Below are 24,029 nucleotides of genomic sequence, written 5' to 3'. Positions count from 1 at the left end.
TCATGGGTTGGCTACAAGGCGAAGTTGCACTGATCACTGGTGGTGGTTCAGGTCTCGGTTGGGCACTCGTAGAACGTTTCCTGGAAGAGGGCGCACAAGTGGCCGTTCTTCAGCGTTCAAAAGCTAAAGTAGATGCATTAAATGAACACTTCGGTGGAAAAGTTCTTGCGATCGAAGGTGATGTAGCCAGCTATGCAGATAACGTTCGTGCTGTTCAAGCAACTGTAGAACGTTTCGGTAAACTCGATTGTTTCGTGGGTAATGCTGGTATCTGGGATCACTATGCCGATATCGTCAATACTTCAGGTGAGCAGCTGGAAAAAGCCTTTGATGAGATTATGGGGATTAACACCAAATCTCTGATTTTAGGTGCGAAAGCTGCACTGGATGAGCTCGTTAAATCTGAAGGTTCGATCATTTTCACACTGTCAAATTCTGCATTGTATTCTGCAGGTGGCGGTCCGGTTTACACTGCATCAAAACATGCGGGTGTAGGCATTATGAAAGAACTGGCTTACGAACTTGCACCTAAAGTACGAGTCAATGCCGTTGCGCCATCAGGTATGAATGTGAACATCAAAGGTGCTGCATCTTTGGGTCAGGAAAATCTTGGTCTGCTCGATGCACGTGATCCTGAGAAAATCGCCCGTGGTATGCCACTGAACTTCTTACCTGAACCTGAAGACATGACTGGTTCCTACGTGCTCTTAGCATCTCGTCAAAATAACCGCCCGCTGACTGGTGTTCTGATTAACGCAGAATGCGGCCTGGGCATCCGTGGTTTACGTCAACCACGTGCAGGTTTCTTTGATGAATAAAAATCTAGTCTGAAATGGACTTTTCGGCAGCCTGTTCTTGGCTGCCTTCCTTTTAAGGAGTCTCTCATGGCCGTTAAACTTATTTGTGCTTCGCACAGTCCTTTAATGGAATTTGCTTCACCCCAAGAAAAACGCAAAGAACAGGCTGTTCGTGAAGCGTTTGAAAAACTGGCGGCTGAAGTAAAAGCTTACGACCCAACCCTGATCATTACCTTTGGCCCTGACCATTTTAATGGTTTCTTCTATGACCTGATGCCAAGTTTCTGCGTGGGGATCCGCGCGAGGGCTGCAGGGGACTGGGACTATGGTAAAGACAATGACCACATTGATGTGCCAGAAGACAAAGCACTGGCTTTGATTCGCCGTGTACTCGATGAGGGTGTGGACGTTGCATATTCTTATCGCATGCAAGCCGACCATGGTGTGACTCAGCCCTTACATTTCCTGTGTGAAGGCAAACTTGACCGTTATCCAACGATTACAATTTTTATTAATGGCGCTGCAGCACCGATGCCAACTACCAAGCGTACCATCGCTTTAGGCCGTGCTGTGGGTCAATACATCAAGTCTTTAAACCTTGAAAACGAGCGTGTGCTTGTTTTAGGTACCGGTGGTCTGTCACATGATCCACCTACACCGCAAATGGGTGCTGTACCACCAGAAGTGGAAGAGTTCCTGATTGCAGGCCGTTATCCAACGCCTGAAGCACGTTATGCACGTCAATCCAAAATTATTGCAGTGGGTCAAAAGCTGGCAGCAGGGGATACGTCAGTTGCCGTGCCTTTGAATGCTGAATGGGATATTGCCCTGCTGGAAACCTTCAAGAATGCTGATTTTGCAACATTAGAAGCGATGACTGAAGCTGAAATCCGCCGTGATGGTGGTCGTGGTGGTCAGGAAGTCCGTTCTTGGATGGCTGCCTTCGCTGCCTTAAGCGAAATGGGTGAGTACGAAATGACAACGCACTGTTATGAAGAAATCAGTGAATGGATTGCGGGCTTCGGCATCGTATCTGCAGAGTTAAAAGGTTAAAGACATGAGCAACATCGAAACCATCGTAATTGTAGGTGCTGGCCAGGCAGGTGCAAGCGCGATTTTAGAACTTCGTGGCAACAAATACGAAGGTAAAATCATTCTGATCGGTGATGAAACGCATCTTCCTTATGAGCGTCCACCACTGTCTAAAGACGTGATTCTAAAACCTGAAGAGACCAAGATTGAAATTCTGTCAGAAGAAAAACTGGCGGAACTTGGTGTAGAAACCATTCGTGGCAATGGCGTGAAAAAAATCAACGCTGAAGTGAGAACGGTTGAACTTCAAAATGGGGACGTTGTTGCTTATGACAAACTGTTGCTTGCCACTGGCGGCGCAGCACGTCGTCTGCCAAACTTCGATGCGCTGGGTAAACACGTTTATACCTTGCGTAACCTTGAAGATTCACAAGCTTTAGTACCTGTGTTGCAATCAGGCCGTCGTATTGTCTTGATTGGGGGTGGCGTGATCGGTCTGGAACTGGCTTCTTCTGCACGTTTCAAAGAATGCCAAGTAACTGTGATCGAAATGGGGCCTATGGTCATGGGCCGTTGTTCGCCACGTATTCTGAGCGAGTTCCTGTTAGAACAACAACGTTTGGAAGGTATCGATGTTCGTCTGGAAACCAAGATTGCAGACTGCCGACTTGAACAAAATCAAGACGGTGAAGAAGTTGTGATTACCCTTGAGGGTGGTGAAGAGCTTCGTGCTGATGCTGTAGTTTATGGTATCGGTATCGTGCCAAATGCACAATTGGCTGTAGAAGCTGGCCTGGATGTTGATTTCGCGATTAAAGTGAATGAAAACTGCCAGACTTCAAATGCAGACATTTATGCGGCAGGTGATGTGGCAACTCAATTACGTGACTGTGGTAACCACCGTCGTGTCGAAACTTGGGAAAATGCCAACCTGCAAGCAGGGATCTTTGCGCGCCATGTGATGGGCATTGAGCATCCGACGCCTAATCCAGCTTGGTTCTGGACAGATCAGTTGGACATCAACTACCAGTTCGTGGGTGACATGGCGGCTGCTGAATGGCAAGTTCGTGGTGAAATCAATCCAGAGCTTCGCGCTGAATCATCATTCGTGATGTTTGGTGTGACTGATGGCGTTATTGTTGGCGGTATCACTGTAAATGCGGCAAAAGAAATGCGTCACCTGAAAAAACTGATCAGCAAGAATGCAGCGTTTGAAGCAGATAAATATTTAGATCTCAGCCAGGATCTTCGTAAACTTGTGAAGTAATCTGAGTTTACAAAAGGGCAGACCTCGGGCAACCTGGGTCTGCTTTTTTATGTCTGTCAGATTGTGCTGTCATGACCTTACATTCCATTGTGATTTGAAATGGCTTTGTGTAGGTTTGGCTTACTTTTCAAAGATGAAAAGTAACAAAAATCTTTTGCTAAACTGAGGATATATCCCTATATCCTAGTTTAGCGGCGGCGTCCCTGCCTCCATCAGTATTGTTGATTGTGAATTTGGGCGAGAAGTTAGTTCAATTCTTTCTGATTAAAATTTAATTGAGTCCTTTATGAATTCAAATTCATCTCCCATGCTGGTGACGGCAAGTATTTATGCCTTGCTGGTGCTGATCTGGGCAGCGACGCCATTGGCGATCGTCTGGAGCGTTGCAGAAGTTCATCCGATGTGGGTGCTGATCATTCGTTATTTCGGTGCTTCTGTGCTGGCTTTGGTGATCTTGGCTGCCATGCGTAATCCATTGCCATTCGATCGAACCTCAATGATGAGTTATGTAGCAGGCAGTCTAAACCTGATCGGTGCACAGTTATTTATCTATCTGGCGGCGAATTATTTGACCTCTGGATTAATGGCTTTAATTTTCGGTTTCTCACCACTGGTTGCTGGCCTGATTGGGCATGTCATCCTGAAAACTAACCACCTAATCTGGTTGCAATGGCTCGGTATGGCTGTTGCCGTCGGTGGTTTAAGTTTTGTCTTTGCGGAGTCAGCAGATAGTAAAGTGAATCCGTGGGGCGTGGTCCTGATGCTGATTAGTATGGTGTCTTATATCAGCTCGATTTTCTGGGTAAAACAGATCAATGCGCCATTAAAACCGATGTCCCAAGCCACCGGTTCTTTGATTGTCTCTTCATTGGGATCATTACTAATCATTCCTTTTATCTGGCAATCTTTCCCAACACAAATGCCAAGTATGCAGGCGCTATTCGGCTTTAGTTTTACCATGATCCTGTCTTCGATTGTGGCGATGCTGTGTTACTTCTGGCTGATTCGTCGTTTGGCAGCCTCGACAGTGTCACTCAGCAACGTGATGACACCTGTGATTGCCCTGGTGCTAGGGGCAACCTTGAACAACGAACATATTAGTTCAAATGCGTTTGTCGGAATCGTGATTGTGATGTTTGGGATCGTGATGTATTTTTGGAAAGAGTGGCGAGAGCAGTATTTTTCTAAATCCTAAGCCGTATTACTCAAATTAAAAAATATTTAGAAAGGAAGCTAGGGCTTCCTTTCTGGTTTTTGATGCAGAACCGGGTAGGGATGTCTTTTCTATCCCTTTGAGAACGGCAGATAAGCTCAAATCCAGGCTTTAAGTCAAGGATAGTCGCATCAGACACAATAAACAGTATTGCTAGCTTTGTTCAGTATACCCATCAAACCCAGAATCTGCTGCTGATGTTCCACATGGAACAGTTGCACCTGATCAAAATAACCATGCTGGATAATCTGCTGGCGAATCTTCATGATTTGCTCGTCATTCAGAAAATGATGCGAAGCCCGGACAGATTGCTCCCACAGTTCTAGGAGCTGAGGATGCCGATCGGCAGAAGTAAGGACAATCACAGCCATGAAGTTTCCGATTAAAAATGAGAACAACAAAACAATAAACAATTTATGTCAGCAGTTTATTAAGATGCAAAGAGATAAAATGAAAAATCAAATAGATCCATCTGTTTGAGGAAAAACTAGGACAACTTTGAATGTCATCTGAATCTAATAAAATTGTGGTCTATGCAGCGTTATTTGGCAACCTCGCTATTGCACTGGTCAAATTCGTCGCAGCCTATATTACCAATAGTTCTGCGATGCTCAGTGAAGCGATTCACTCGGTGGTCGATACTCTAAATGAAATTCTGCTTCTTTACGGCATGAAAAAGGCAGAGCAGCGCCCAGATGCCCAACATCCTTTTGGCTATGGCCGTGAACTGTATTTCTGGGCCTTTATTGTGGCCTTGATGGTCTTTGCACTGGGTGCGATTGTATCCATCTATCAAGGCATCCTGCACATCATTCATCCTGAAGAAATGCAGGATCTGATGATCAACTATATTGTCCTGGGTATTGCGATTCTGTGTGAAGGATTCTCCTGGACAGTGGCTTTAAGAACCTTCCGTAAAATGAAAGGCAAGATGGGCTATTTCGAAGCCTTTAGACGTAGTAAAGATCCGACCACCTTTACCGTATTATTTGAAGATACTGCTGCGCTAGTAGGTCTTTTTATTGCCCTGATCGGGATTTTCTTGGCTCATCAACTGAATATTCCTGAACTGGATGGTGCTGCCTCTATTCTGATTGGTGTCGTGTTGGCGGTATCAGCCTGGTTACTGGCACGTGAAACCAAAGGCTTATTGCTGGGTGAAACAGCAGATCCTAGACTGCGTGAAAATGTACTTAACATTGCCCAGCAGGATGCTGCGGTCTATAGCGCCAATGGTGTATTAACCGAGCAAATGGGTGCACATCAGGTAATTGCCTCCTTAAGTCTGGAATTCAAAGACGATCTGACTTCTGATGAAATTGAAGCTTGCGTTAACCGGATTGAAGCGCAAATCAAACAGCTACACCCAGAAATTATTACTCTATTTGTGAAACCTCAAACCAAAGCGGTATGGCTGGAACGGACTCAAGGTCGTATTTAAGGAAATGAAGTTTTCAGCAGTTAACTTTCGTCGGATAGTCAGAAGGGCATCAAGCGTGATTACGTGAATACGGGATAAAAATTTAGGTCATGAAATCATGTACAGTCAGGTATGGAGTGAGAATTATCGGATGAATATCGATCATTCTCCTGTCTTTTTAGAAAGCAGAATGGGCACAAACTTGATCACCAGTATTTATTTTTTTAGAAGATTTTCATCGGTTTTGGTCTTTCCATTGGCTCGATGTTTTGCTAAAAATAACAAAAACATAAATGAATCTTAGGCACGTATTTCATACTATGCTGGAATACCGAAGTATATAAGTTTGTATGCGATTTAAAGAGATGCTCCGTTTGAAAATTCCAGGTGGATGCTGTCTTGCATATAACAAATAATAAATAGTGGATATTTATGCAAGATCTTTTCAAGACTAAAAAATTTCAGCTTGAGACTGAGTCCAGTTGGAAACATCTCTGGTCCAAGCCGGTATTTGATTATCTACATTCCGATCATTTTGATGGTGAGCGGTTTAAGAACCTGGAGCATCATTCGCTCGAGCAGAGTCGCTTTGACTTGTATAAATGGTTATTCACCAGAAAATCCAGCACCTGGGAAGTGAATCTGGAACAGGAACGTGCCGATTTTTTTTCACGTCCGCGTGCCTTGCCACAAAACCGGCCGGAAGCCACTTTAGATGACTGGCAAATCTGGTTTATTGGGCATGCCACCGCTCTGATCCAGATCGGGCCGTATAATTTTCTGACTGATCCGGTCTGGTGTGAATATGCCAGTCCTTTTGCATCCCGAGGGCCACAGCGCGTTATTCCTGCTGGCATTGCCCTGGATGAGCTGCCGCATATTGATGCCGTATTGCTCAGCCATAACCATTATGATCATATGGATCTGGCGACCTTGGCCTGGCTGCATCAAACCTATCAAATGCCGATCTATACTGGTCTTGGCAATGGCTGGTACCTGCCTAAAGACTATAATGTCATTGAAATGGACTGGTGGGAAAATGCATTTTTTGAAGATATCCAGATTGTCTATTCGCCAGCACAGCACGCTTCAGGACGTGGAATGCGCGATCAGAACTGTGCATTATGGGGCGGTTTTTCCTTATTGAATGGCAAGGATCATTGCTATTTTGCTGGGGATAGCGGTTATGCGCTGCATTTCAAGGAAATTCGAAAACGCCTTGGGCCACCACGAATTGCGCTGTTGCCGATCGGTGCCTATGAACCACGTGAATTGATGCGCAATATTCACATGAATCCGGAAGATGCTTTTCATGCCCATCAGGACTTAATGGCACGTTGTTCAATGGCGATCCATTATCGAACCTTCCAGCTCACCGATGAAGCACGTGACCAGCCTGAAAATGAACTGCAGCATATTATCCAGCATTCATCCAAGCTGATTAACCCGTTTTACTGTATTCGTGAAGGCAAACGGATTATTGTCTAAGGGCTTCTCTTTGTTCTTGTTGAATTATTTGAATGGCGATAACAAAAAGCATCAGCATCGCGATATTCATTACTACAGGATTAAAGGCGGCTATAAGCTGTAAAGGGTCGGTGAGTACGATCAGCAGTAATAATCCGCCCAGTCCAGCAATATTCAAACCATGTAATAGAAGGGATCTGTTCCATTTTAAAAAGCACAAACCAAACAGTATCTCACACAACCCAGATAAGCCTACCAAGCTTTTAGCGAGCAGTAGGCTAACCCCCATATTTTGCCAGATTTACAGTTCAGCAGTAGATTGGAACAGAATTTTTGGAACTAAGCCCTGATACAGCCAGAGTGCAGCTAAGGCAAACTGGGTTGTACGCAGCGGTTGCATCAATACAGAATCAGAATTCACGGACAGCCTCTTCCAGAAAATGGCATTTATTTTCGTGAGAAGGAATCAGACAAGAATCGGTTTTGCCAAATAGCTTATAGCGGTTTAAAGCCACCAGACGATATAGAAAATCGCGAATAAAACGTGGAATGAAATAGCCAGCATTCATCAAAGAAAATGGAAAACCGAGATGCTGCATCACCTTCGGTAAAGCAGTAGATTCGGTATAAAGTTTGCCATCCTTAATGACTACCATGGTGGTGTAATGCTCTGTCGACATCTGGTAGTGTTTAAGCAGGGCAGTGCCCAGTTCCGATTGTGCAGAGACCAGTTTAAACTGGATTTTTTTATCGTATTTAATCAGAAATTTTGCCCAGCCATTACAAATCACACAAACCGTATCAAATAAAATGATGTCATGGCTTTGAATGATATCTTCAATATTTTTGCTCATCGTTATACTTCTTTTTTGTGATATAGCTTTGATAGTGTAGTGCTACAAGCATCAATATAAAACTTCTTAACAAGGATGTTCGTCACTTTAAATTCTTTGGCTCATTTGAAAATAAAAATGGGAGTGATCAACTTTTCTTAATTGGATGGCTACTACAATATTATGGCTTGGCATCAGGATTGTAGTGTTTGGTGAGTCTATCTTTAAGCTCTGTAAAAAAGCCAGTAAGGTGAAATAGCTCATAATGGAGATAGCTTGGAAAAACAAGCAGGTTAACTATAAAGCTGGAGAAGCCTTCATGAATAAGCCTACACAACCTGGCACAAGTAAATGTCCCTTCTATCAAGGTGCGCATACTGTCGCTGGTGGCTCGAATATAGACTGGTGGCCCAATGCACTGAATCTGGATATTTTGCATCAGCATGACCGCAAAACGAACCCCATGGACCCTGATTTTGACTACGCTAAAGCCTTTAGCGAACTAGATCTGGAAGCAATTAAACAGGATCTAAAAGAACTGATAACCTCCAGCCGGGACTGGTGGCCCGCGGACTGGGGCAGCTATATTGGCATGATGGTGCGTACCGCCTGGTATCGGGCCGGAACCTACCGTAAACAGGATGGACGTGGGGGCAAATACCGGCAATCAGCGTTTTGCGCCTTTGAATAGCTGGCCAGATAACGTCAATACCGACAAAGGCCGCCGTCTGTTATGGCCAGTGAAAAAGAAATATGGCAATAAAATTTCCTGGGGGATTTGATTATTCTGGCTGGTACGGTCACATATGAAGTTGCCGGGTTAAAAACCTTTGGTTATGCCGGTGGGCGTGAAGATATCTGGCATCCAGAAAAAGATATTTACTGGGGTGCAGAGCATAAATGGCTGGATGCGACCCGCGAACGTTATAACAATGAAGAAGACCGGAATACGCTGGAAAATCCTCTTGCTGCAGTACAAATGGGACTGGTTTATGTCAATCCGGAAGGGGTGGACGGCAAACCGGATCCGTTAAAAACCGCACAGGATATGCGTACCACCTTCGACCGTATGGCCATGAATGATGAAGAAACCGTCGCTCTGACGGCAGGTGGACATACCGTCGGGCAAGCACATGGAAATGATAAGGCAGATGTACTTGGACCGGAGCCAGAAGCTGCACCACTCGAATTACAGGGTTTGGGCTGGAATAACCCGGAAGAAACCGGTAATGCCGCCTATGCCATGGTAAGTGGTCTGGAAGATGCTTGGACGACTAACCCGAACCGCTGGGACAATGAATTCTTTTATCTGCTACTGACCTATGACTGGGAGCTAAAAAAGAGCCCGGCCAGCGTATGGCAATGGGAGCCGATCAATATTAAAGAAGAAGATCGCCCATTGGATGCGCATACCACCAATGTGTGCCGTAATCCGATCATGACCGATGCTGATACAGCGCTGAAAATCGATCCGGGATATCGGGAAATTTCCGAAAAATTCTATCGTGATCCGGAGTATTTTTCCGAAACTTTTGCCCGTGCCTAGTACAAATTGACCCATCGTGATTTAGGGCCGAAATCTCGTTATCTGGGGCCGGATGTACCGGAAGAAGACCTGATCTGGCAAGATCCAATTCCATCAGTAGATTACACCTTAAATGAGAGCGAAATTGCGGACCTGAAAGAAAAACTGCTGGATAGCGGCTTGAGTCGCTTTGAGCTGATCAATACCGCTTGGGACAGTGCACGGACTTATCGTGGTGGGGCCAATGGTGCCCGTATTCGTTTACAGCCACAACGTGAATGGGCTGGTAATGAACCGGAACGCTTGAATAAAGTTCTGAACAAACTTGAAGAAATTCAGGCAGGTCTAGAGAAAAAAGTCAGTATCGCTGACCTGATTGTACTGGGCGGATCGGCCGCAGTAGAAAAAGCAGCACAGGAAGCTGGGGTAGATATTCAGGTGCCATTTATTCCAAGCCGAGGAAATGCGACTCAAGAACAAACCGATGTCTATTCATTTAAAGATCTGGAACCGTTGCATGATGGCTACCGTAACTGGTTAAAACAGAACTACTCCGCTCAGCCAGAAGAAATGCTGGTCGATCGTACTCAATTGATGGGACTTACAGCACCAGAAATGACAGTATTAATTGGTGGAATGCGGGTCCTAGGTGCTAATCATGGTGGAAGCAAGCATGGCGTACTGACTGATCGGGTCGGTGTATTGAGCAATGATTTCTTTGTGAACCTGATGGATATGAATAATGTCTGGGTGCCGGTAGAAGAAAATCTTTACGAAACCCGTGACCGTCAAACGCATGACCTGAAATGGACTGCAACCCGTGTCGATCTGGTCTTCGGTTCTAACTCAATTTTACCTGCCTATTCTGAAGTCTATGCTCAGGCTGACAATAAGGAAAAATTTGTAAGTGACTTTGTCAAAGCCTGGACCAAAGTCATGAACGCTGACCGTTATGATGTTAAACATCAACGTGAAGCCGCTTAAATTGAACTACAATTCATATTCCTGATGCTTTAATTTAACACCAATAAAAAACCACCCTCGGGTGGTTTTTTTATTCACTCAGTTCAAGCTGAAAAACTTAGAGAAAGCTTGGTAGGCCTTTGGCTGGATCAGTTGCTCGAGCCATCTGGGCATCAGCTACGCTCATCCCAAGAGCTTGGGCAACACCTTCACCATAGGCTGGATCACAAGCATAACAGTTACGGATATGACGGTACTTGATGAAATCAAGCGCATCACCCATTGCGGCTGCGGTATTATTAAATAGAGCCTGTTTCTGCTCATCATTCATCAGGTTGAACAAGGCACGTGGCTGGCTGAAGTAGTCATTATCATCTTTGCGATAATCCCAGAAATCTGCATCACCCGTGATTTTGAGTGGTGGCTCTCTGAATTCTGGCTGTTCCTGCCACTGGCTGAAACTGTTCGGCTCATAATGCGGCAATGAACCATAGTTGCCGTCCATACGGCCCAAACCATCACGATGATTTGAATGTACCGGACAACGTGCAGCATTGACCGGAATCTGGGCATGATTCACGCCCACGCGGTAACGTGCAGCATCAGCATAGTTGACTAAGCGTGCCTGTAGCATACGATCCGGTGAGTAACTAATGCCTGGTACCAGATTGCTTGGCGCAAAAGCTGCTTGTTCTACGTCCTGGAAATAGTTTTCCGGATTACGGTTGAGTTCGAATTCACCTACTTCAATCAGCGGATAATCACCTTTCGGCCAGACTTTGGTCAGGTCAAACGGATGATAAGGCACTTTCTCGGCATCGGTTTCAGGCATGATCTGAACGTACATTTTCCATTTCGGATAATCACCACGTTCAATCGCATCAAACAGGTCAGTCTGGCTGCTTTCACGGTCTTTAGCAATTAGCTCTGCTGCCTCAGCATCAGTCAGATTTTTGATGCCTTGCTGGGTACGCATATGGAATTTTACCCAGAAGCGTTCATTTTGGGCATTGATAAAACTGTAGGTATGACTGCCGAAACCGTGCATATGACGATAGCCGGCTGGAATCCCACGATCCGACATTACAATGGTGACCTGATGTAGAGCTTCCGGCAATAAAGTCCAGAAATCCCAGTTATTGGTGGCGCTACGCTTATTGGTTTTCGGATCGCGTTTTACTGCTTTGTTTAAGTCAGGGAATTTGCGTGGATCACGCAGGAAGAATACCGGCGTATTGTTACCGACTAGGTCCCAGTTACCTTCTTGAGTATAGAACTTCAGGGCAAAACCACGAATGTCACGTTCTGCATCAGCTGCACCGCGTTCACCAGCGACGGTCGAAAAACGGGCAAATATTTCGGTTTTTTTGCCAACTTCCGAGAAAATTTTTGCACGGGTGTACTCAGTAATGTCACTGGTCACAGTAAAAGTACCAAATGCACCTGAACCTTTTGCGTGCATACGGCGCTCAGGAATCACTTCACGAACAAAGTTAGCCAGTTTTTCATTCAGCCATAAATCCTGAGCAAGTAAAGGTCCACGCGCACCTGCCGTCATACTGTTCTGGTTGTCGACCACAGGCGCACCAGCTTCAGTGGTCAGGTGGGTGACAGGGCATTTTTTAAAATCTTGGCTCATCTTTCCTCTCCAAGTTTTGAATATCTTGTGTCGTTTATCTAGTATTCATAAAATATTGAAATATATGCTAATCAGATCAGGTTTCACTATATTTACAATATCTTTAAATAAAGGGTGTGACAGCACAAAATAGAATTCAGGATATAATTGAGTGAGCTCACTCAAAAAATATTTTTAAAGTTAATAAAGTTTAAAATATTGAAAATTAAATGGTTACTCTTAAAAAGTAATGGGTTTTCCACTCTCTGACAATATCAAATTCTATATATTTTGAAGGCTTTGTTGCACAAAGATTTGAAATGCAAAGCGCCCCTAATTGAGCCAAATTTAAGGCGTAACTTGGGTAAGTGGTCGACCTAATTCCGTAAATCGGTTGAGGACTGCTACACGTGCATGAATTTCATTCACCTGACTAGGAAAGCTTCTTGCCATTAATTTATCGCCTAATAATTTGATGCAATGCATCTTGGTTTCCACCAAACTGCGGCGATGATAGCCTGACCATTTTTTCCATAATGTCCTGCCTAAACGTGTAACTGTTCGAAGTAATTCATTTCGCTCTAGCGAGCTACTCTTTGTATCTTTCCATGGTTTCGCATTTTTTCTAGGTGGAATCACCGCATGTGCTTGCCGATCTGCAATGACCTGACGGCATTGCTTGGTGTCATAAGCTCCATCGGTATAAACAGAGTCAATCTGCTCATCTTGTGGAATCTGATTAAGTAAATCACCAAGCACCTGTGAATCACTGACATTATTGGTTGTGAGCTGAATAGCGCGTATTTGTAGGGTTTTGGCATCTATACCAATATGTAGTTTACGCCATTGGCGACGATATTCAGCTCCATGTTTCTTGCGTTTCCATTCGCCCTCACCTAGAAACTTCATGCCTGTAGAGTCTACGAGTAGATGCAGCCCATCGCTACTTTTTTGGTAGCTGATTGCAATATCAATATGCTTTTGTCTTCTACAAAGCGTACTGTAATCTGGTGCTGTCCAATTTAATCCGCAAAGTTTAATCAGACTTTGCACAAAGCCAGTGACCATACGTAAAGACAAACGGAATAAGGATTTAATCATTAAGCAGCATTGGATAGCTGCGTCGGAGTAGGTTTGATTTCGCCCTTGTTTGCCTTTTGATAGAGCATACCATTGCGTAGCAGGATCAAACCAAATGGCAATATTTCCGCGACTCATGAGTGCTCGGTTATATGCGGGCCAATTGGTTGTGCGGTAGATTTTGTGTGTAGGCTTCTTCATTTGAAAATTATATCGCTGAAAAAGCCTTTACAGATAGGTTTGTGCAACAAAGCCTATTTTGAATAACTCGAATAATGAATGGGATTAAACGAAAATAACAATATCTAAGTCCATAATATGTTTTTATCAAAGGATAAAAATAATAAGTGAAAAGTGGTATTTAAAATGAATTTTATAACTGGTTTATTTTAAATGGTTTTTTAATTGAGTTTTGTTTGGCTGAAGAAACCCATAACAATAATGAATGGAATAAGGGTATTTTCTGGTTATAGCTCGCATTGTTGCATACAGAAAATCCTAGCTAAATGGGCTTTATTTTTAAAAAAGCATTGGCAAATATGCTTGAAAATTAGTCAGTCAGCCCTATAATTATCTCACTCCTTCCTCCAAGTCACATAGAGAGCAAAATGGCCAAGAAAAAAACAGCCAAGCAGGTGGTGATCCACAATTTTGTGGCAAAACACATGCATGAAGTCAACAAAAGCCAGGTTTTTGTAGACCGGAAGAAAAATGCAAAACGTGGTTATACCAAGCACAAACAAGGGCGATATCAACAAGATGATCGCCCTTTTTTATGGGCGGCTTAGGGCGGCCAGGAAGACGTAGATCTGTTTTGGGCAGAAGCTGATTTTAAGGGATTCTGTCAGGTATAGTTAAAAGATGAATTTCTTTTCGAAGAATGCGGTGAAGTCCTCCGGGTGGTTGAAGAAGCTTCTTCGGGAAACATATTTTGAAAAAAACGAGGCAGGGTCGCAGAACTCGAAGATCTATTTCGATCAGCATCAGCCATAGGCCGAGTCTGCTGAAAACTGGCAAATTTTCCTAGCTGTTGCCGATACAGTTTTGCCGCAATGACCGATGGATCATTCTTGCCTAAACGCCGTTGCTGGCTACGAGAAATTTCAATTCCCCATAAGGGACAGGCTTTAGGACGTTCAGTTTCACGGATATACTGGTGACTGGTACTTGTATTATTACGACCACCAGAAGATGTATATCTGGATTTTTGCGAACGTAAGGCCGGTGCAATAATAAAATAAAATGCTGCAGCCAGCATAAGCAGGATAAGTACAAATTCCATAAGTACCTCGACTGATGCAGAGGAACCTGGAAAAGTTCCTCCTTAAGCGCTGACCATACGGGTGGTGGATTTCACCATATCTCCTAAACCATGTGTTCTAAAATAATGCTCCATCCAGCTTTTTACCATGAGTGGATTGTCCAGTTTTAGTACATGTTTGAGTAATTCCTGTGCATCCGGCATCGGTACATGACAGATCGTTTTTCGGACTCTCAAAATATTGCTAGAACTCATGGACAAGGTATTAAATCCCATGGCCATTAATAGTACGGCCGATAGAGGATCACCAGCCATTTCACCACAGATACTGATCGGTTTGTTATTACGGTGACAATCCTCTACCAGACGGGTCAGAGCACGCAGAATCGCTGGATGCAAATGTGAATAGACATTGGCCACACGTGGGTTATTACGGTCGACAGCAAGTAAATATTGGGTCAAATCGTTAGAACCGACCGAGAAGAAATCAACCAGTTCAGAAAACTCATCAATCTGATGCAGTACGCTCGGCACTTCCACCATAATCCCGATTTGCGGCTTGGTAATTTTGACCTGTTCTTCTTCCTGAACGGCATGATGATCACGTTCTAACAGATACAGTGCTTCTTCAACTTCACTGACACTGGTCACCATCGGCAACAGGATATGCAGATTGTTCAGACCGATACTGGCTTTCAGCATGGCGCGAATTTGTGAAGAGAAGATTTCAGGATGATCCAGCGTAAAACGAATTCCGCGCCAGCCCAATGCTGAATTTTCTTCCTTAATCGAGAAATATGGCAGGTCTTTATCTGCACCAATATCCAGCGTTCGCATGACTACCGGTTTATTGGCAAAGTGACTCAGTTGCTGCCGGTAAATGGCACGTTGTTCCTCTTCTCCCGGGAAGCGGTCACGTAGCATGAACGGGATTTCCGAACGGTATAGGCCAACACCTTTGGCACCACGCTGTACACCACGAACCACATCAATCATCAGGCCGGTATTTACAAACAGACGTACAGCGGTACCATCTGGCGTAATTGCATCTTTGGTCTCGTATTGACGTAGATCTTTGGCAATCTGTTCTTCTTCTTTCTGAATTTCTTTATAGCGGGTACGCAGACGACGTGGTGGATTGATAAAGATACGGCCCTGATGCGCATCGACAATCATCTCGACGTCATCCAGAGTATTGATGGGCAGTTCAGTCACACCCACGACAGTCGGAATACCGAGTGCGCGTGCCACAATCACCATGTGCGAATTCATGGCACCTTCAGTGGTGACAATCGCGGCAATCTTATCAACAGGCAGTTCCACCAGTGCAGCCGTTGAAATTTCTTCACCAATCAGGATGCTTTCATCGGTCAGTTCGCGATGGCTTTCATCGGCTTCCTGCAACTTGGCCAGAATACGACGTCCCAGATCTTTTAGATCAGCGACACGTTCACGCAGGTAATCATCCTCCATCTGGACAAACTGCGCCACATGGTTATCAATCACGATGCGAACCGCACCTTGTGCCCAGTGACCATCACGAATCAGTGCTTTAATTTCTGATGGCAGGGCATTTTCATCCAGCATACGCAGGAATACACTGAACAAAGCACGTTCTTCGGCCATCAGCGCATCCTGCATTTTGTCATCCAGGAACTGAATTTCTTCACGCACCGAATTTAAAGCATTATCTAGCAAAGCCAGTTCTTCGCTAATATTATCTGCTTCACGATCCGGAACAGCGCCTAGATCTGCAGGGGGATAAAGCACAATGGCGCGACCAAGTGCGATCCCGCCAGAACCGGATACGCCCTGGAAGGTTTTATATGCCGGTAAATTATTTGGTTTTCGGAATACATCAATATTGCCGACTGCATGTGCATGAGCGATTACGCCCGAAAGCTGAGCACATAGCGTAACCAGGAAAGATTCGGCTGCTTCACTAAAATCCTGGGATTCTTGATTTTGGACAACCAGTACGCCCATGACTTTACGGCGGTACATGACCGGAACGCCCAGAAAGGAATTATAAATTTCTTCGCCCGTTTCCGGTAAATACAGAAAACGATCATGCTTAGGGGCATTGTCGAGGTTAACGATTTCCTCACGCTGACCGACCAGACCAACCAGGCCTTCACCGGTATGTAGAGAAACATGACCGACAGCTTCGGGCTTCAGGCCTTTAGATGCCATTAATAGATAACGCTGGTTGCGTTCATCGAGCAGATAAATGGAGCAAACATCCACATGCATGGCCTCAGCGACCTGATTGACCATAATATCGAGTGATTCATGCAAACTGGTAGACGCATTAATCTCTTGGACAATGCGTCTCAGGGTATCCAGTTGCATATTCGACATGGGTGCTGCTCCGTATTTTTTTAGAAGTCCGGTAATTTAGTTTATTTATAACAATAGCCGAGCAAAAAATCTGCACATGCACGCGATTTTTTTAAGGTTTTTGTTGTGGTAATTGCTGACAGAGTTCAATCATGGCCTTGCGATAAACATCGCGTTTAAAATTCACCACTTGGCCTAATGGATACCAGTAACTGACCCATTGCCATTGATCAAATTCGGGCGGATCGGACAGATCAAGCTGAATGTTCTGTACGGGTGCCGTCAGTTTGAGTAAAAACCACTTCTGTTTTTGACCGATACATACCGGATCTGAATCCGTGCGAATGTATCGATACGGCAAACGATAACGCAACCATCCTTTGGTCTGCGCGATAATCTGGACGTGTTCAGGCAGTAAGCCAACTTCTTCTCTCAGCTCACGATAAAGTGCCTGCTCAGGGGTTTCTCCATATTGGATACCTCCTTGTGGAAATTGCCATGCATTATGACCAATGCGTTTTGCCCATAAAACCTGTCCAGCATCGTTTGCCAAAATGATCCCGACATTCGGTCGGAAACCTTCTGAGTCGATCATTTGGCTACCTAAAATTGTTTAATTTATGCCTTTGCTTTCGGGGAATATTATTTCTTTATCCAACTCGAAAAAAAGCAAAGTTTAAAAATGTTAAAATTGCTATGATCTTAACGAATTTCTATCGACTAGCGGAGATAGATTTACAATTTTTTTCTTAAATTTCAGTTTTTACGAGTATTTTCATGAAATTGGCGCTATTTGATCTCGATCACACCCTGTTAAACACCGATTCGGATCATTCCTGGGGGGAATTCCTGGTCAATGAAGGCCTGGTGGATCCCGTTCATCACCGCGCCATGAATGACAAGTTCTATGAGGACTATAAAAAGGGTCAACTGGATCCTTATGCCTATAATGAATTTGTATTCCAGTTTTTGACTCAACATGACCATGATTATCTGACCGAATTACATCAACTGTTCATGCAAAAAGTCATTCGCCCACAGATGCGTCCGGAAGGTTTTAAAGCGATTCAGCGCCATAAAGATGCAGGGCATGAAATTGTCGGCATTACTGCAACTTCGGACTTTATTACTGCACCGATTTTCCGTGAGTTTGGGATTACTGAAATTATTGCCACCAATGCTGAAGTCATTGACGGTAAATATACCGGTAAGGTGACCAATATCGCCTGCTATCAGCAAGGTAAACTGACCCGTCTGGAACAATGGCTGGCTGGTCGTGAGGTGACCGAGTCTTGGGCCTATTCAGATTCAATCAATGACCGTTTTCTGCTGGAACATGCAGATCATGCCATTGCTGTGAATCCGGATGATCGTCTGGAAGCACTGGCTAAAGAACAGGGCTGGGAAATTCAGAACTGGTCGATTTAAGTAATTCTTTCGATTTAATCAGGCACAACTTTGGTTGTGCTTTTTTATAAGCAGAAGAGGCTACTTTTTGACATGCCTGTTGCTGCATAAACATGCTATGCTCAGAGCAAATAAAGCAAGTCGACAATAACGATAGCAAGCGCCGAGGTAATGAAAATGACCCAAGTTAGACCGCGTATGACTCATCTATTTGCACAGTTAGGTCTGGATTCAAGTGCAGAAGGGATTGCCCAATTTATTCATGAGCATCAATTACCCAAAGATGTAAACCTGATGGAGGCGCCGTACTGGTCAGATGCGCAGCGCCAGTTCCTGGCTGAAAAAATTGCTTCAGATGGAGAATGGGCCATTGTGGTAGATCAGCTCAATGAATCTCTGCACGAGGATGCCACTAGCGGAATTGAGTAGTGAACAAAAAGCCAATCAGTTGATTGGCTTTTTCATTTGGGTATTACTGTGTTCGTTTCCATAAAGTTACTTGGGACAGGGTATGTTGATATTTACGCGCTGTTTCCCGAATCACAAAAGGCACATCCACAGGTTCGTCTAGCATTTCAAAATGTGAACTAAGTAAAGCCTTGATGCCCTCTAAGGTACTCAGGTTTTCTCCTGCCTGCTTAAATCCGCCGATCCATTCACTGCGTGCTGTATGTTCTTCCAGCCAGGTATAAGGCGAGGCCAGCATCAAAATGCCGCCCATATTCAGGCGCTTATGAATCTCACTCAGAAAAGCTTTAGGATGATGCAGACGATCAATCAGGTTAGCTGCCAGAATAAAATCATAATCTGTAAACTGAGGTTTCAGGTTGCAGGCATCGGCCTGATAAAACTCGACCTTATTGGCAGCCTGCTCAAGTCCAAGTTCTGCCAGTGAGCAGGATTTATATTCCACCAGTTCGCCCTCAACAGGAATGCTATAGCGCAGGGTCTCTCCTTGGGCCAGTACTACGCCTTGCTGAATAAAACGGGCAGAAAAATCTAGACCGGTGACCTGATCAAAATCTTGAGCCAGTTCAAAGCTGGCACGTCCAGTCGCACACCCGATATCCAGTGCTTTATGGCATGGAATGTTCTGAAAATAAGGACGGGCTAGTTTGATGAGGCTTTGTGCAAAGTTTGGAACACCGAAATATTCCGCCCCATACTGGAATTCCAGATATTGGGAAATCAGCTGATCGCTTTCATATTGCGAGTGAAACTGCAGTGATGTCTCTTCCGCGGCAACATAGCGAAAACCGGCATGCTGGAAAAAATGTCGCCGGAATGCATAGCGTGAACTGTGCAGGGCTTCATTACCGGCCGAAATCCAGGAACCGCCTTTAATCAGATGATGTTGGCCATCGAAGGTAGGGGTACTAAAATCATCATAGAAGGGATGGACTTGAAAGCCTTCGAAAGGATAAATCGGGGTCTCGGTCCATTGCCAGACATTGCCCTGAACATCATAAAAATCGCCATGCTGAAAATGATCCACCGGACAAGAGCTAGGGCCATATTTTAATTCAATATTGGCTTGCTCAGGACTTGGTAATTTGGGATCCAGTCCTGAAACTGCATACAGTCGATACCATTCATCTTCAGTTGGCAGGCGAATGGACTCTCCGGTCTGTACTGATTTCCAGTTACAGAAAGCCTTGGCTTCATGATAATTCACTTCGACTGGCCAGTCCCAAGGCATCGGAACTTCTTCCAGCATCAGTCTTAAGGACCAACCCAGTTCAGTTTTGATCCAGAAGGTAGGATGTGTGGCTTGAGAAAATGCCAACCATTGCTGGCCTTCTTCAGTCCAGTAGTTAGCTGTCTGATAACCCTCTGCTTCCACAAAGGCTAAAAACTCCTGATTGGATACCAGATATTTAGAGGCTTCGAATTCTTCAATTTCGGCATGATGGTGGCCGTATTCATTGTCCCAGCCATAAAAAGCATGTTCGAAATTTTTATGTAAATTGACCTGACCTGCCGGTACCTTTACCAGACTATTTTCAGGTGCAATACCGGTAATGACATTGGCACGCCACTGCGGATGATTTTGTACATAACGTAACTGATGCTGGCGGATTAAAACCGAAGACGTTTCCAGATGAATCCGTTCATGCTCAATGCCCATGATGATGGTCCACCAAGGATTGTGCCAGTTTAGTGGAAGTTGTAGCGGCGCATGTTCTATCACTTTCAAGACCAGGGCACGTACCTGATGCCGGTAATCACGTACCGCTTGAATGCTAGGCCAGTGATAGTTCTGTTCATCCAGATCATCCCAGCTCATTTCATCTACACCAATCGCAAATATGCTTTCCATATGCGGATTTAAACGTTCCGGAATCAGTTGAGCCAGCAACAGCTTATTGATAAAAAAAGTGGCAGTATGACCAAAATAAAAGATCAGTGGATGACGTAAGGCAATCGGTTTGACATAAAAGGCTTCTTCATTCTTCAGACAGTCAAACAGTTGCTCATAGGTGTCAAAGGTATTTAGAAAATAATTACGTAATACGGCACGCGTCGTCGGTTCATCTTCAAAATCAAGGTTGGGAGTAGGCTGTAGCGTTGGTTTAAGCGGTTTCCATAAACCCATTTCTTCGAGCAGGTCATGAGAAGAAGATAATAAAGTTTTGGAATCAGAAGATTTGATCTGCATTCTGTGCTTCCTTGAGTACGTTTTAATTTTTCATCTTCAGGAAAATGAATTTGATGCTTTTAAAAGTACTTGAAAGGAAGTGACAGATGCGATGTATTTAGGTAACAAAATGCTGCACCGATATTGATGAAGCAGAGAAATGTGAAAATTAGTTTTAAATTGACGGGCCTTGCATCAGTTGAACCAATGCTTCAGCTGCCTTGGATTGAGTACGACCCGGATGCCAGACCATACCGAGCTGACGGTTCATTTCCAGATTCAGATCCAGTTCTTGCAGGTCATGATTGACCAGGGTTTTGGGTAAGACTGACCAGCCTAAACCAATCGAAACCAGCATCCGGATGGATTCAAGCGGGTTATTGCTCATGGTCGTTTTCGGCTTGATACCCTGTTTTTCAAACTCGGCCATAGTAATCTGCGTGGTATAGGTCTGCGCAGAAGGTAGAAGGCTCGGGTAATTCACAAGATCTTCAAGAGACAGGTTTTTTTGCTGAGCCAGCGGATGGAACGGCGCTACCACAAAAACCAGAGGATCATTCCAGATGGTGACATATTTCAGACGTTCATCACCATGCGGTGGCAAGGTCAGGAAAGCCAGTTCCAGATCACCCGCCATCACCTGTTCATGTGCCTGTTCTGAATCTACAAAATGTACATCTAGCGTCACATTTGGATATTGCTGTACATATTCACGCAGATGGCTCGGTAAGTGATGCAGGCCAATATGATGACTGGTGCCAATTTTCAGTTTACCTTGTACCTGACCCTGTTCATGACTCAGGGTATAGTGAATATCACCCAGCTCGTTCAGCCAGTTTTTTACCTTAGGCAGCAGGGAATGTGCCGCATGAGTAGCCTGTACACCACGGCCCGCAGATTCAAATAATTTCACCCCGAAATATTCTTCCAGACTGTGAATACGTTTGGTCACAGCCGGTTGGGTAATAAAAAGCTGATCTGCAGCCAGAGAAATCGAACCTGTTTCCATGACTTTTACAAAGGCTTCAAAAGCTGCGAGATTCATCTTGATCACCTATAAAGTTTTTTTATGCTTAAGTTTATTATTGTAATAATTTAAGAATAAATCAAAGTAAAAATATAGAACTCTTGGTTTAATGTTGAATTAATACACATTTTTAAATGTTTTATTTTATGTCATAAAAAAAGCCACCGAGGGTAGGTGGCTAAAAGAGGAAGATCGACAAAAAATTATGCGGTGATTTCCTCATCCTGTTGCTGGCGTTTTGCTTCCCAGATTTTCTCGTGGAAGAAGAAAGCAACCGCCTGTACAGTCGGTTCTAATAAACTCAAGGCAATCGCCATGGTTAAACTGCCTGTGACAAAATAGCCCACTAACATCGCAACGGTGATGTGCATGATGTAATAGCTAAATGTCTTTTTGAACATGCGCTGATTGTTTTCTACGAAACGTTGAATATGTGCCATGTGGATCTTCCTCAAAACAGATAATTTGTGCCGATGAGGAAATAATAATAATTCTCATTTAATTTGTAAAAACGAATATTTTTAATAAAACGATCGGAAAATTAGATTTATAAAAAGAGAGCTAAACTATGATTTAATTTAAATTTTAAAAGATTCCAAAAAGTTTTTTAACTAATAAAAATGATAAATTAGATTTATGTGAATGCAGCGATATAATCAAAATTAGCGAAAGAATTTACCCAGTCCAGTGGAGCACATCGACATGGCAGGCGAGACCCAAACAGCAAAAACATTATACGATAAGTTATGGGATGATCATTTAGTAAAACAACGAGATGATGGTTCAGCTCTACTTTATATCGACCGTCATTTATTGCATGAAGTGACTTCACCACAAGCCTTTGAAGGCTTGCAACTTGCTGGCCGTAAGCCATGGCGTTTAAGTGCCAACATCGCAACACCTGACCATAACGTACCGACCTCTAAAAAAGAGCGTGAGCAGGGCGTGGCTGGGATTGAAGATGATACTTCACGTATCCAGGTACAAACCTTGGATGACAACTGTAAGACGTTCGATATTGTTGAATTTGATATTAACGATATTCGTCAAGGGATCGCGCACGTTGTTGGTCCTGAGCAGGGCTTAACCTTGCCAGGTATGACGGTTGTATGTGGTGACTCACATACCGCGACACATGGTGCATTCGGCTGCTTGGCACACGGGATCGGGACTTCAGAAGTTGAACATGTATTGGCAACCCAATGCCTGGTTCAAAAGAAAATGAAAAACATGTTGGTACGCGTTGACGGTAAATTAGGTCAGGGCGTAACACCGAAAGATGTGGTTTTAGCCATTATCGGTAAAATCGGAACTGCTGGCGGTACAGGTCACGCAATTGAATTTGGTGGCCAGGTATTCCGTGACATGTCGATCGAAGGCCGTATGACCGTATGTAACATGGCAATTGAAGCGGGTGCACGTGTCGGTATGGTCGCAGTCGATGAAAAAACCATTGAGTATGTCAAAGACCGTCCATATGCACCGAAAGGCGAGCAATGGGATCAGGCGGTTGCGTACTGGAATACCTTGCATTCTGATGAAGGCGCGCACTTCGATACAGTTGTGGTGTTGCAAGGTGAAGAGATTGAACCACAAGTCTCTTGGGGGACTTCTCCTGAGATGGTGATTCCGGTGTCTCAAGCGGTCCCAACTTTAGAACAGGCCAAAGATGATGTACAGCGCAATGACTGGAACCGTGCTTATCAATATATGGGCTTAACTGCAGGTCAGGCTTTAGCAGATATTCAGTTAGACCGTGTATTCATCGGTTCCTGCACCAATTCACGTATCGAAGATATTCGTGCTGCGGCTGAAGTGATCAAAGGTCGTAAAGTGGCTTCTAGCATTAAACAGGCCATGATCGTTCCGGGTTCGGGTTTGGTGAAACAGCAGGCAGAATCTGAAGGTTTGGACAAAGTCTTTATCGAAGCTGGTTTTGAATGGCGTGAACCAGGTTGTTCTATGTGCTTGGCAATGAATGCTGACAAATTGCAGCCAGGCGAGCATTGTGCCTCAACTTCAAACCGTAACTTTGAAGGTCGTCAGGGTAATGGCGGTCGTACCCATTTGGTGAGCCCAGCCATGGCTGCTGCTGCAGCGATTGCCGGTCACTTTGTTGATGTCCGTTCATTTTAATTGGT

Annotated in this window: 20 protein-coding genes and 2 pseudogenes; 11 read left to right on the top strand and 11 right to left on the bottom strand. The window is 44.3% G+C overall.

Features of this window, described 5'->3' with window-relative positions; all coding sequences use genetic code 11:
* The first annotated feature begins 2 nt into the window (after positions 1 to 2).
* From hcaB to C3F22_RS12630, 4 genes are all read left to right on the top strand, one after another.
* Positions 3 to 818 carry a 3-phenylpropionate-dihydrodiol/cinnamic acid-dihydrodiol dehydrogenase gene (gene hcaB, locus C3F22_RS12645; RefSeq protein WP_005232393.1) on the top strand — a complete coding sequence of 272 codons (816 nt, stop codon included), beginning with the start codon at positions 3 to 5 and terminating at the stop codon, positions 816 to 818.
* Positions 819 to 884: 66 nt separating this feature from the next.
* Positions 885 to 1,850, top strand: coding sequence for a 3-carboxyethylcatechol 2,3-dioxygenase (locus C3F22_RS12640; protein ID WP_005232390.1), 966 nt, complete (start codon positions 885 to 887; stop codon positions 1,848 to 1,850).
* 4 nt (positions 1,851 to 1,854) lie between these two features.
* Complete coding sequence (gene hcaD / locus C3F22_RS12635; RefSeq protein ID WP_005232389.1) at positions 1,855 to 3,096, top strand: 3-phenylpropionate/cinnamic acid dioxygenase ferredoxin--NAD(+) reductase subunit; 1,242 nt, start codon at positions 1,855 to 1,857, stop codon at positions 3,094 to 3,096.
* Positions 3,097 to 3,382: 286 nt separating this feature from the next.
* On the top strand, positions 3,383 to 4,291 hold the full coding sequence (locus C3F22_RS12630) for a DMT family transporter (protein WP_005232387.1): 909 nt from the start codon (positions 3,383 to 3,385) through the stop codon (positions 4,289 to 4,291).
* Positions 4,292 to 4,440: 149 nt separating this feature from the next.
* Here the strand turns inward: C3F22_RS12630 and C3F22_RS12625 are convergent, their stop codons facing one another.
* A complete protein-coding gene (locus tag C3F22_RS12625) occupies positions 4,441 to 4,680 on the bottom strand; it encodes a hypothetical protein (protein ID WP_104426642.1) in 240 nt (79 codons plus the stop codon).
* A gap of 131 nt (positions 4,681 to 4,811) precedes the next feature.
* Between C3F22_RS12625 and C3F22_RS12620 the strand changes: the two genes are divergently transcribed.
* Both C3F22_RS12620 and C3F22_RS12615 read left to right on the top strand, forming a co-directional pair.
* Positions 4,812 to 5,750: a cation diffusion facilitator family transporter gene (locus C3F22_RS12620; protein WP_104426641.1), complete on the top strand. Its 939-nt coding sequence runs from the start codon at positions 4,812 to 4,814 to the stop codon at positions 5,748 to 5,750.
* Between the two features lie 411 nt (positions 5,751 to 6,161).
* Positions 6,162 to 7,217 carry an MBL fold metallo-hydrolase gene (locus C3F22_RS12615; protein ID WP_104426640.1) on the top strand — a complete coding sequence of 352 codons (1,056 nt, stop codon included), beginning with the start codon at positions 6,162 to 6,164 and terminating at the stop codon, positions 7,215 to 7,217.
* On the opposite strand, the pseudogene C3F22_RS12610 reads toward C3F22_RS12615, so the two are convergent.
* Positions 7,207 to 7,596, bottom strand: a pseudogene (locus C3F22_RS12610) (DoxX-like family protein). The gene C3F22_RS12615 and the pseudogene C3F22_RS12610 overlap by 11 nt on opposite strands.
* A 10-nt stretch (positions 7,597 to 7,606) precedes the next feature.
* The gene (locus C3F22_RS12605) at positions 7,607 to 8,050 is read right to left on the bottom strand and encodes a thiol-disulfide oxidoreductase DCC family protein (RefSeq protein WP_034169855.1); all 444 of its coding nucleotides are present in this window, start codon (positions 8,048 to 8,050) and stop codon (positions 7,607 to 7,609) included.
* 298 nt (positions 8,051 to 8,348) lie between these two features.
* Here C3F22_RS12605 and katG point away from each other — a divergent pair.
* Positions 8,349 to 10,538, top strand: a pseudogene (gene katG / locus C3F22_RS12600) (catalase/peroxidase HPI).
* Positions 10,539 to 10,635: 97 nt separating this feature from the next.
* Here katG and C3F22_RS12595 read toward each other — a convergent pair.
* Both C3F22_RS12595 and C3F22_RS12590 read right to left on the bottom strand, forming a co-directional pair.
* Entirely contained in the window at positions 10,636 to 12,156 is a 1,521-nt protein-coding gene (locus C3F22_RS12595; RefSeq protein WP_104426639.1) for a catalase, read from the bottom strand.
* 327 nt (positions 12,157 to 12,483) lie between these two features.
* Positions 12,484 to 13,416, bottom strand: a complete 933-nt coding sequence (locus C3F22_RS12590; protein WP_104426403.1) for an IS5-like element IS17 family transposase — start codon at positions 13,414 to 13,416, stop codon at positions 12,484 to 12,486.
* Between the two features lie 407 nt (positions 13,417 to 13,823).
* On the opposite strand from C3F22_RS12590, the gene C3F22_RS12585 reads away from it, so the two are divergent.
* The gene (locus C3F22_RS12585; RefSeq protein WP_005232372.1) at positions 13,824 to 14,003 is read left to right on the top strand and encodes a hypothetical protein; all 180 of its coding nucleotides are present in this window, start codon (positions 13,824 to 13,826) and stop codon (positions 14,001 to 14,003) included.
* 56 nt (positions 14,004 to 14,059) lie between these two features.
* On the opposite strand, the gene C3F22_RS12580 is transcribed toward C3F22_RS12585, so the two are convergent.
* The 3 genes from C3F22_RS12580 to C3F22_RS12570 all read right to left on the bottom strand — a co-directional run bounded on the left by C3F22_RS12580 (position 14,060) and on the right by C3F22_RS12570 (position 17,411).
* Positions 14,060 to 14,497 carry a hypothetical protein gene (locus tag C3F22_RS12580; protein WP_005232370.1) on the bottom strand — a complete coding sequence of 146 codons (438 nt, stop codon included), beginning with the start codon at positions 14,495 to 14,497 and terminating at the stop codon, positions 14,060 to 14,062.
* 42 nt (positions 14,498 to 14,539) lie between these two features.
* Complete coding sequence (ptsP, locus tag C3F22_RS12575) at positions 14,540 to 16,837, bottom strand: phosphoenolpyruvate--protein phosphotransferase (protein ID WP_005232368.1); 2,298 nt, start codon at positions 16,835 to 16,837, stop codon at positions 14,540 to 14,542.
* A gap of 91 nt (positions 16,838 to 16,928) precedes the next feature.
* Positions 16,929 to 17,411 carry an RNA pyrophosphohydrolase gene (locus C3F22_RS12570; protein WP_004781838.1) on the bottom strand — a complete coding sequence of 161 codons (483 nt, stop codon included), beginning with the start codon at positions 17,409 to 17,411 and terminating at the stop codon, positions 16,929 to 16,931.
* 182 nt (positions 17,412 to 17,593) lie between these two features.
* Between C3F22_RS12570 and C3F22_RS12565 the strand changes: the two genes are divergently transcribed.
* Both C3F22_RS12565 and C3F22_RS12560 read left to right on the top strand, forming a co-directional pair.
* A complete protein-coding gene (locus C3F22_RS12565; RefSeq protein ID WP_005232364.1) occupies positions 17,594 to 18,244 on the top strand; it encodes an HAD family hydrolase in 651 nt (216 codons plus the stop codon).
* 156 nt (positions 18,245 to 18,400) lie between these two features.
* Positions 18,401 to 18,652, top strand: a complete 252-nt coding sequence (locus C3F22_RS12560) for a DUF2789 domain-containing protein (protein ID WP_005232362.1) — start codon at positions 18,401 to 18,403, stop codon at positions 18,650 to 18,652.
* Positions 18,653 to 18,695: 43 nt separating this feature from the next.
* Here C3F22_RS12560 and ovoA read toward each other — a convergent pair whose 3' ends face one another.
* From ovoA to C3F22_RS12545, 3 genes are all read right to left on the bottom strand, one after another.
* Positions 18,696 to 20,819, bottom strand: a complete 2,124-nt coding sequence (ovoA, locus tag C3F22_RS12555) for a 5-histidylcysteine sulfoxide synthase (protein WP_104427024.1) — start codon at positions 20,817 to 20,819, stop codon at positions 18,696 to 18,698.
* Between the two features lie 217 nt (positions 20,820 to 21,036).
* The gene (locus C3F22_RS12550) at positions 21,037 to 21,906 is read right to left on the bottom strand and encodes a LysR family transcriptional regulator (RefSeq protein WP_005232358.1); all 870 of its coding nucleotides are present in this window, start codon (positions 21,904 to 21,906) and stop codon (positions 21,037 to 21,039) included.
* A 185-nt stretch (positions 21,907 to 22,091) separates the two neighbouring features.
* Positions 22,092 to 22,328 (bottom strand): DUF2061 domain-containing protein, encoded by a 237-nt coding sequence (locus C3F22_RS12545; protein WP_005232356.1) that lies wholly within the window; start codon positions 22,326 to 22,328, stop codon positions 22,092 to 22,094.
* A 262-nt stretch (positions 22,329 to 22,590) separates the two neighbouring features.
* Between C3F22_RS12545 and leuC the strand changes: the two genes are divergently transcribed.
* Positions 22,591 to 24,024 (top strand): 3-isopropylmalate dehydratase large subunit, encoded by a 1,434-nt coding sequence (gene leuC, locus C3F22_RS12540; protein WP_005232354.1) that lies wholly within the window; start codon positions 22,591 to 22,593, stop codon positions 24,022 to 24,024.
* The last annotated feature ends 5 nt before the right edge of the window (positions 24,025 to 24,029 follow it).

The sequence above is a fragment of the Acinetobacter sp. ACNIH1 genome (assembly GCF_002934695.1).
Taxonomy (GTDB): Bacteria; Pseudomonadota; Gammaproteobacteria; order Pseudomonadales; family Moraxellaceae; genus Acinetobacter; species Acinetobacter variabilis.
Note: the sequence above shows the minus strand (reverse complement) of the source record. Positions and strands in the feature narration are given on the sequence as shown.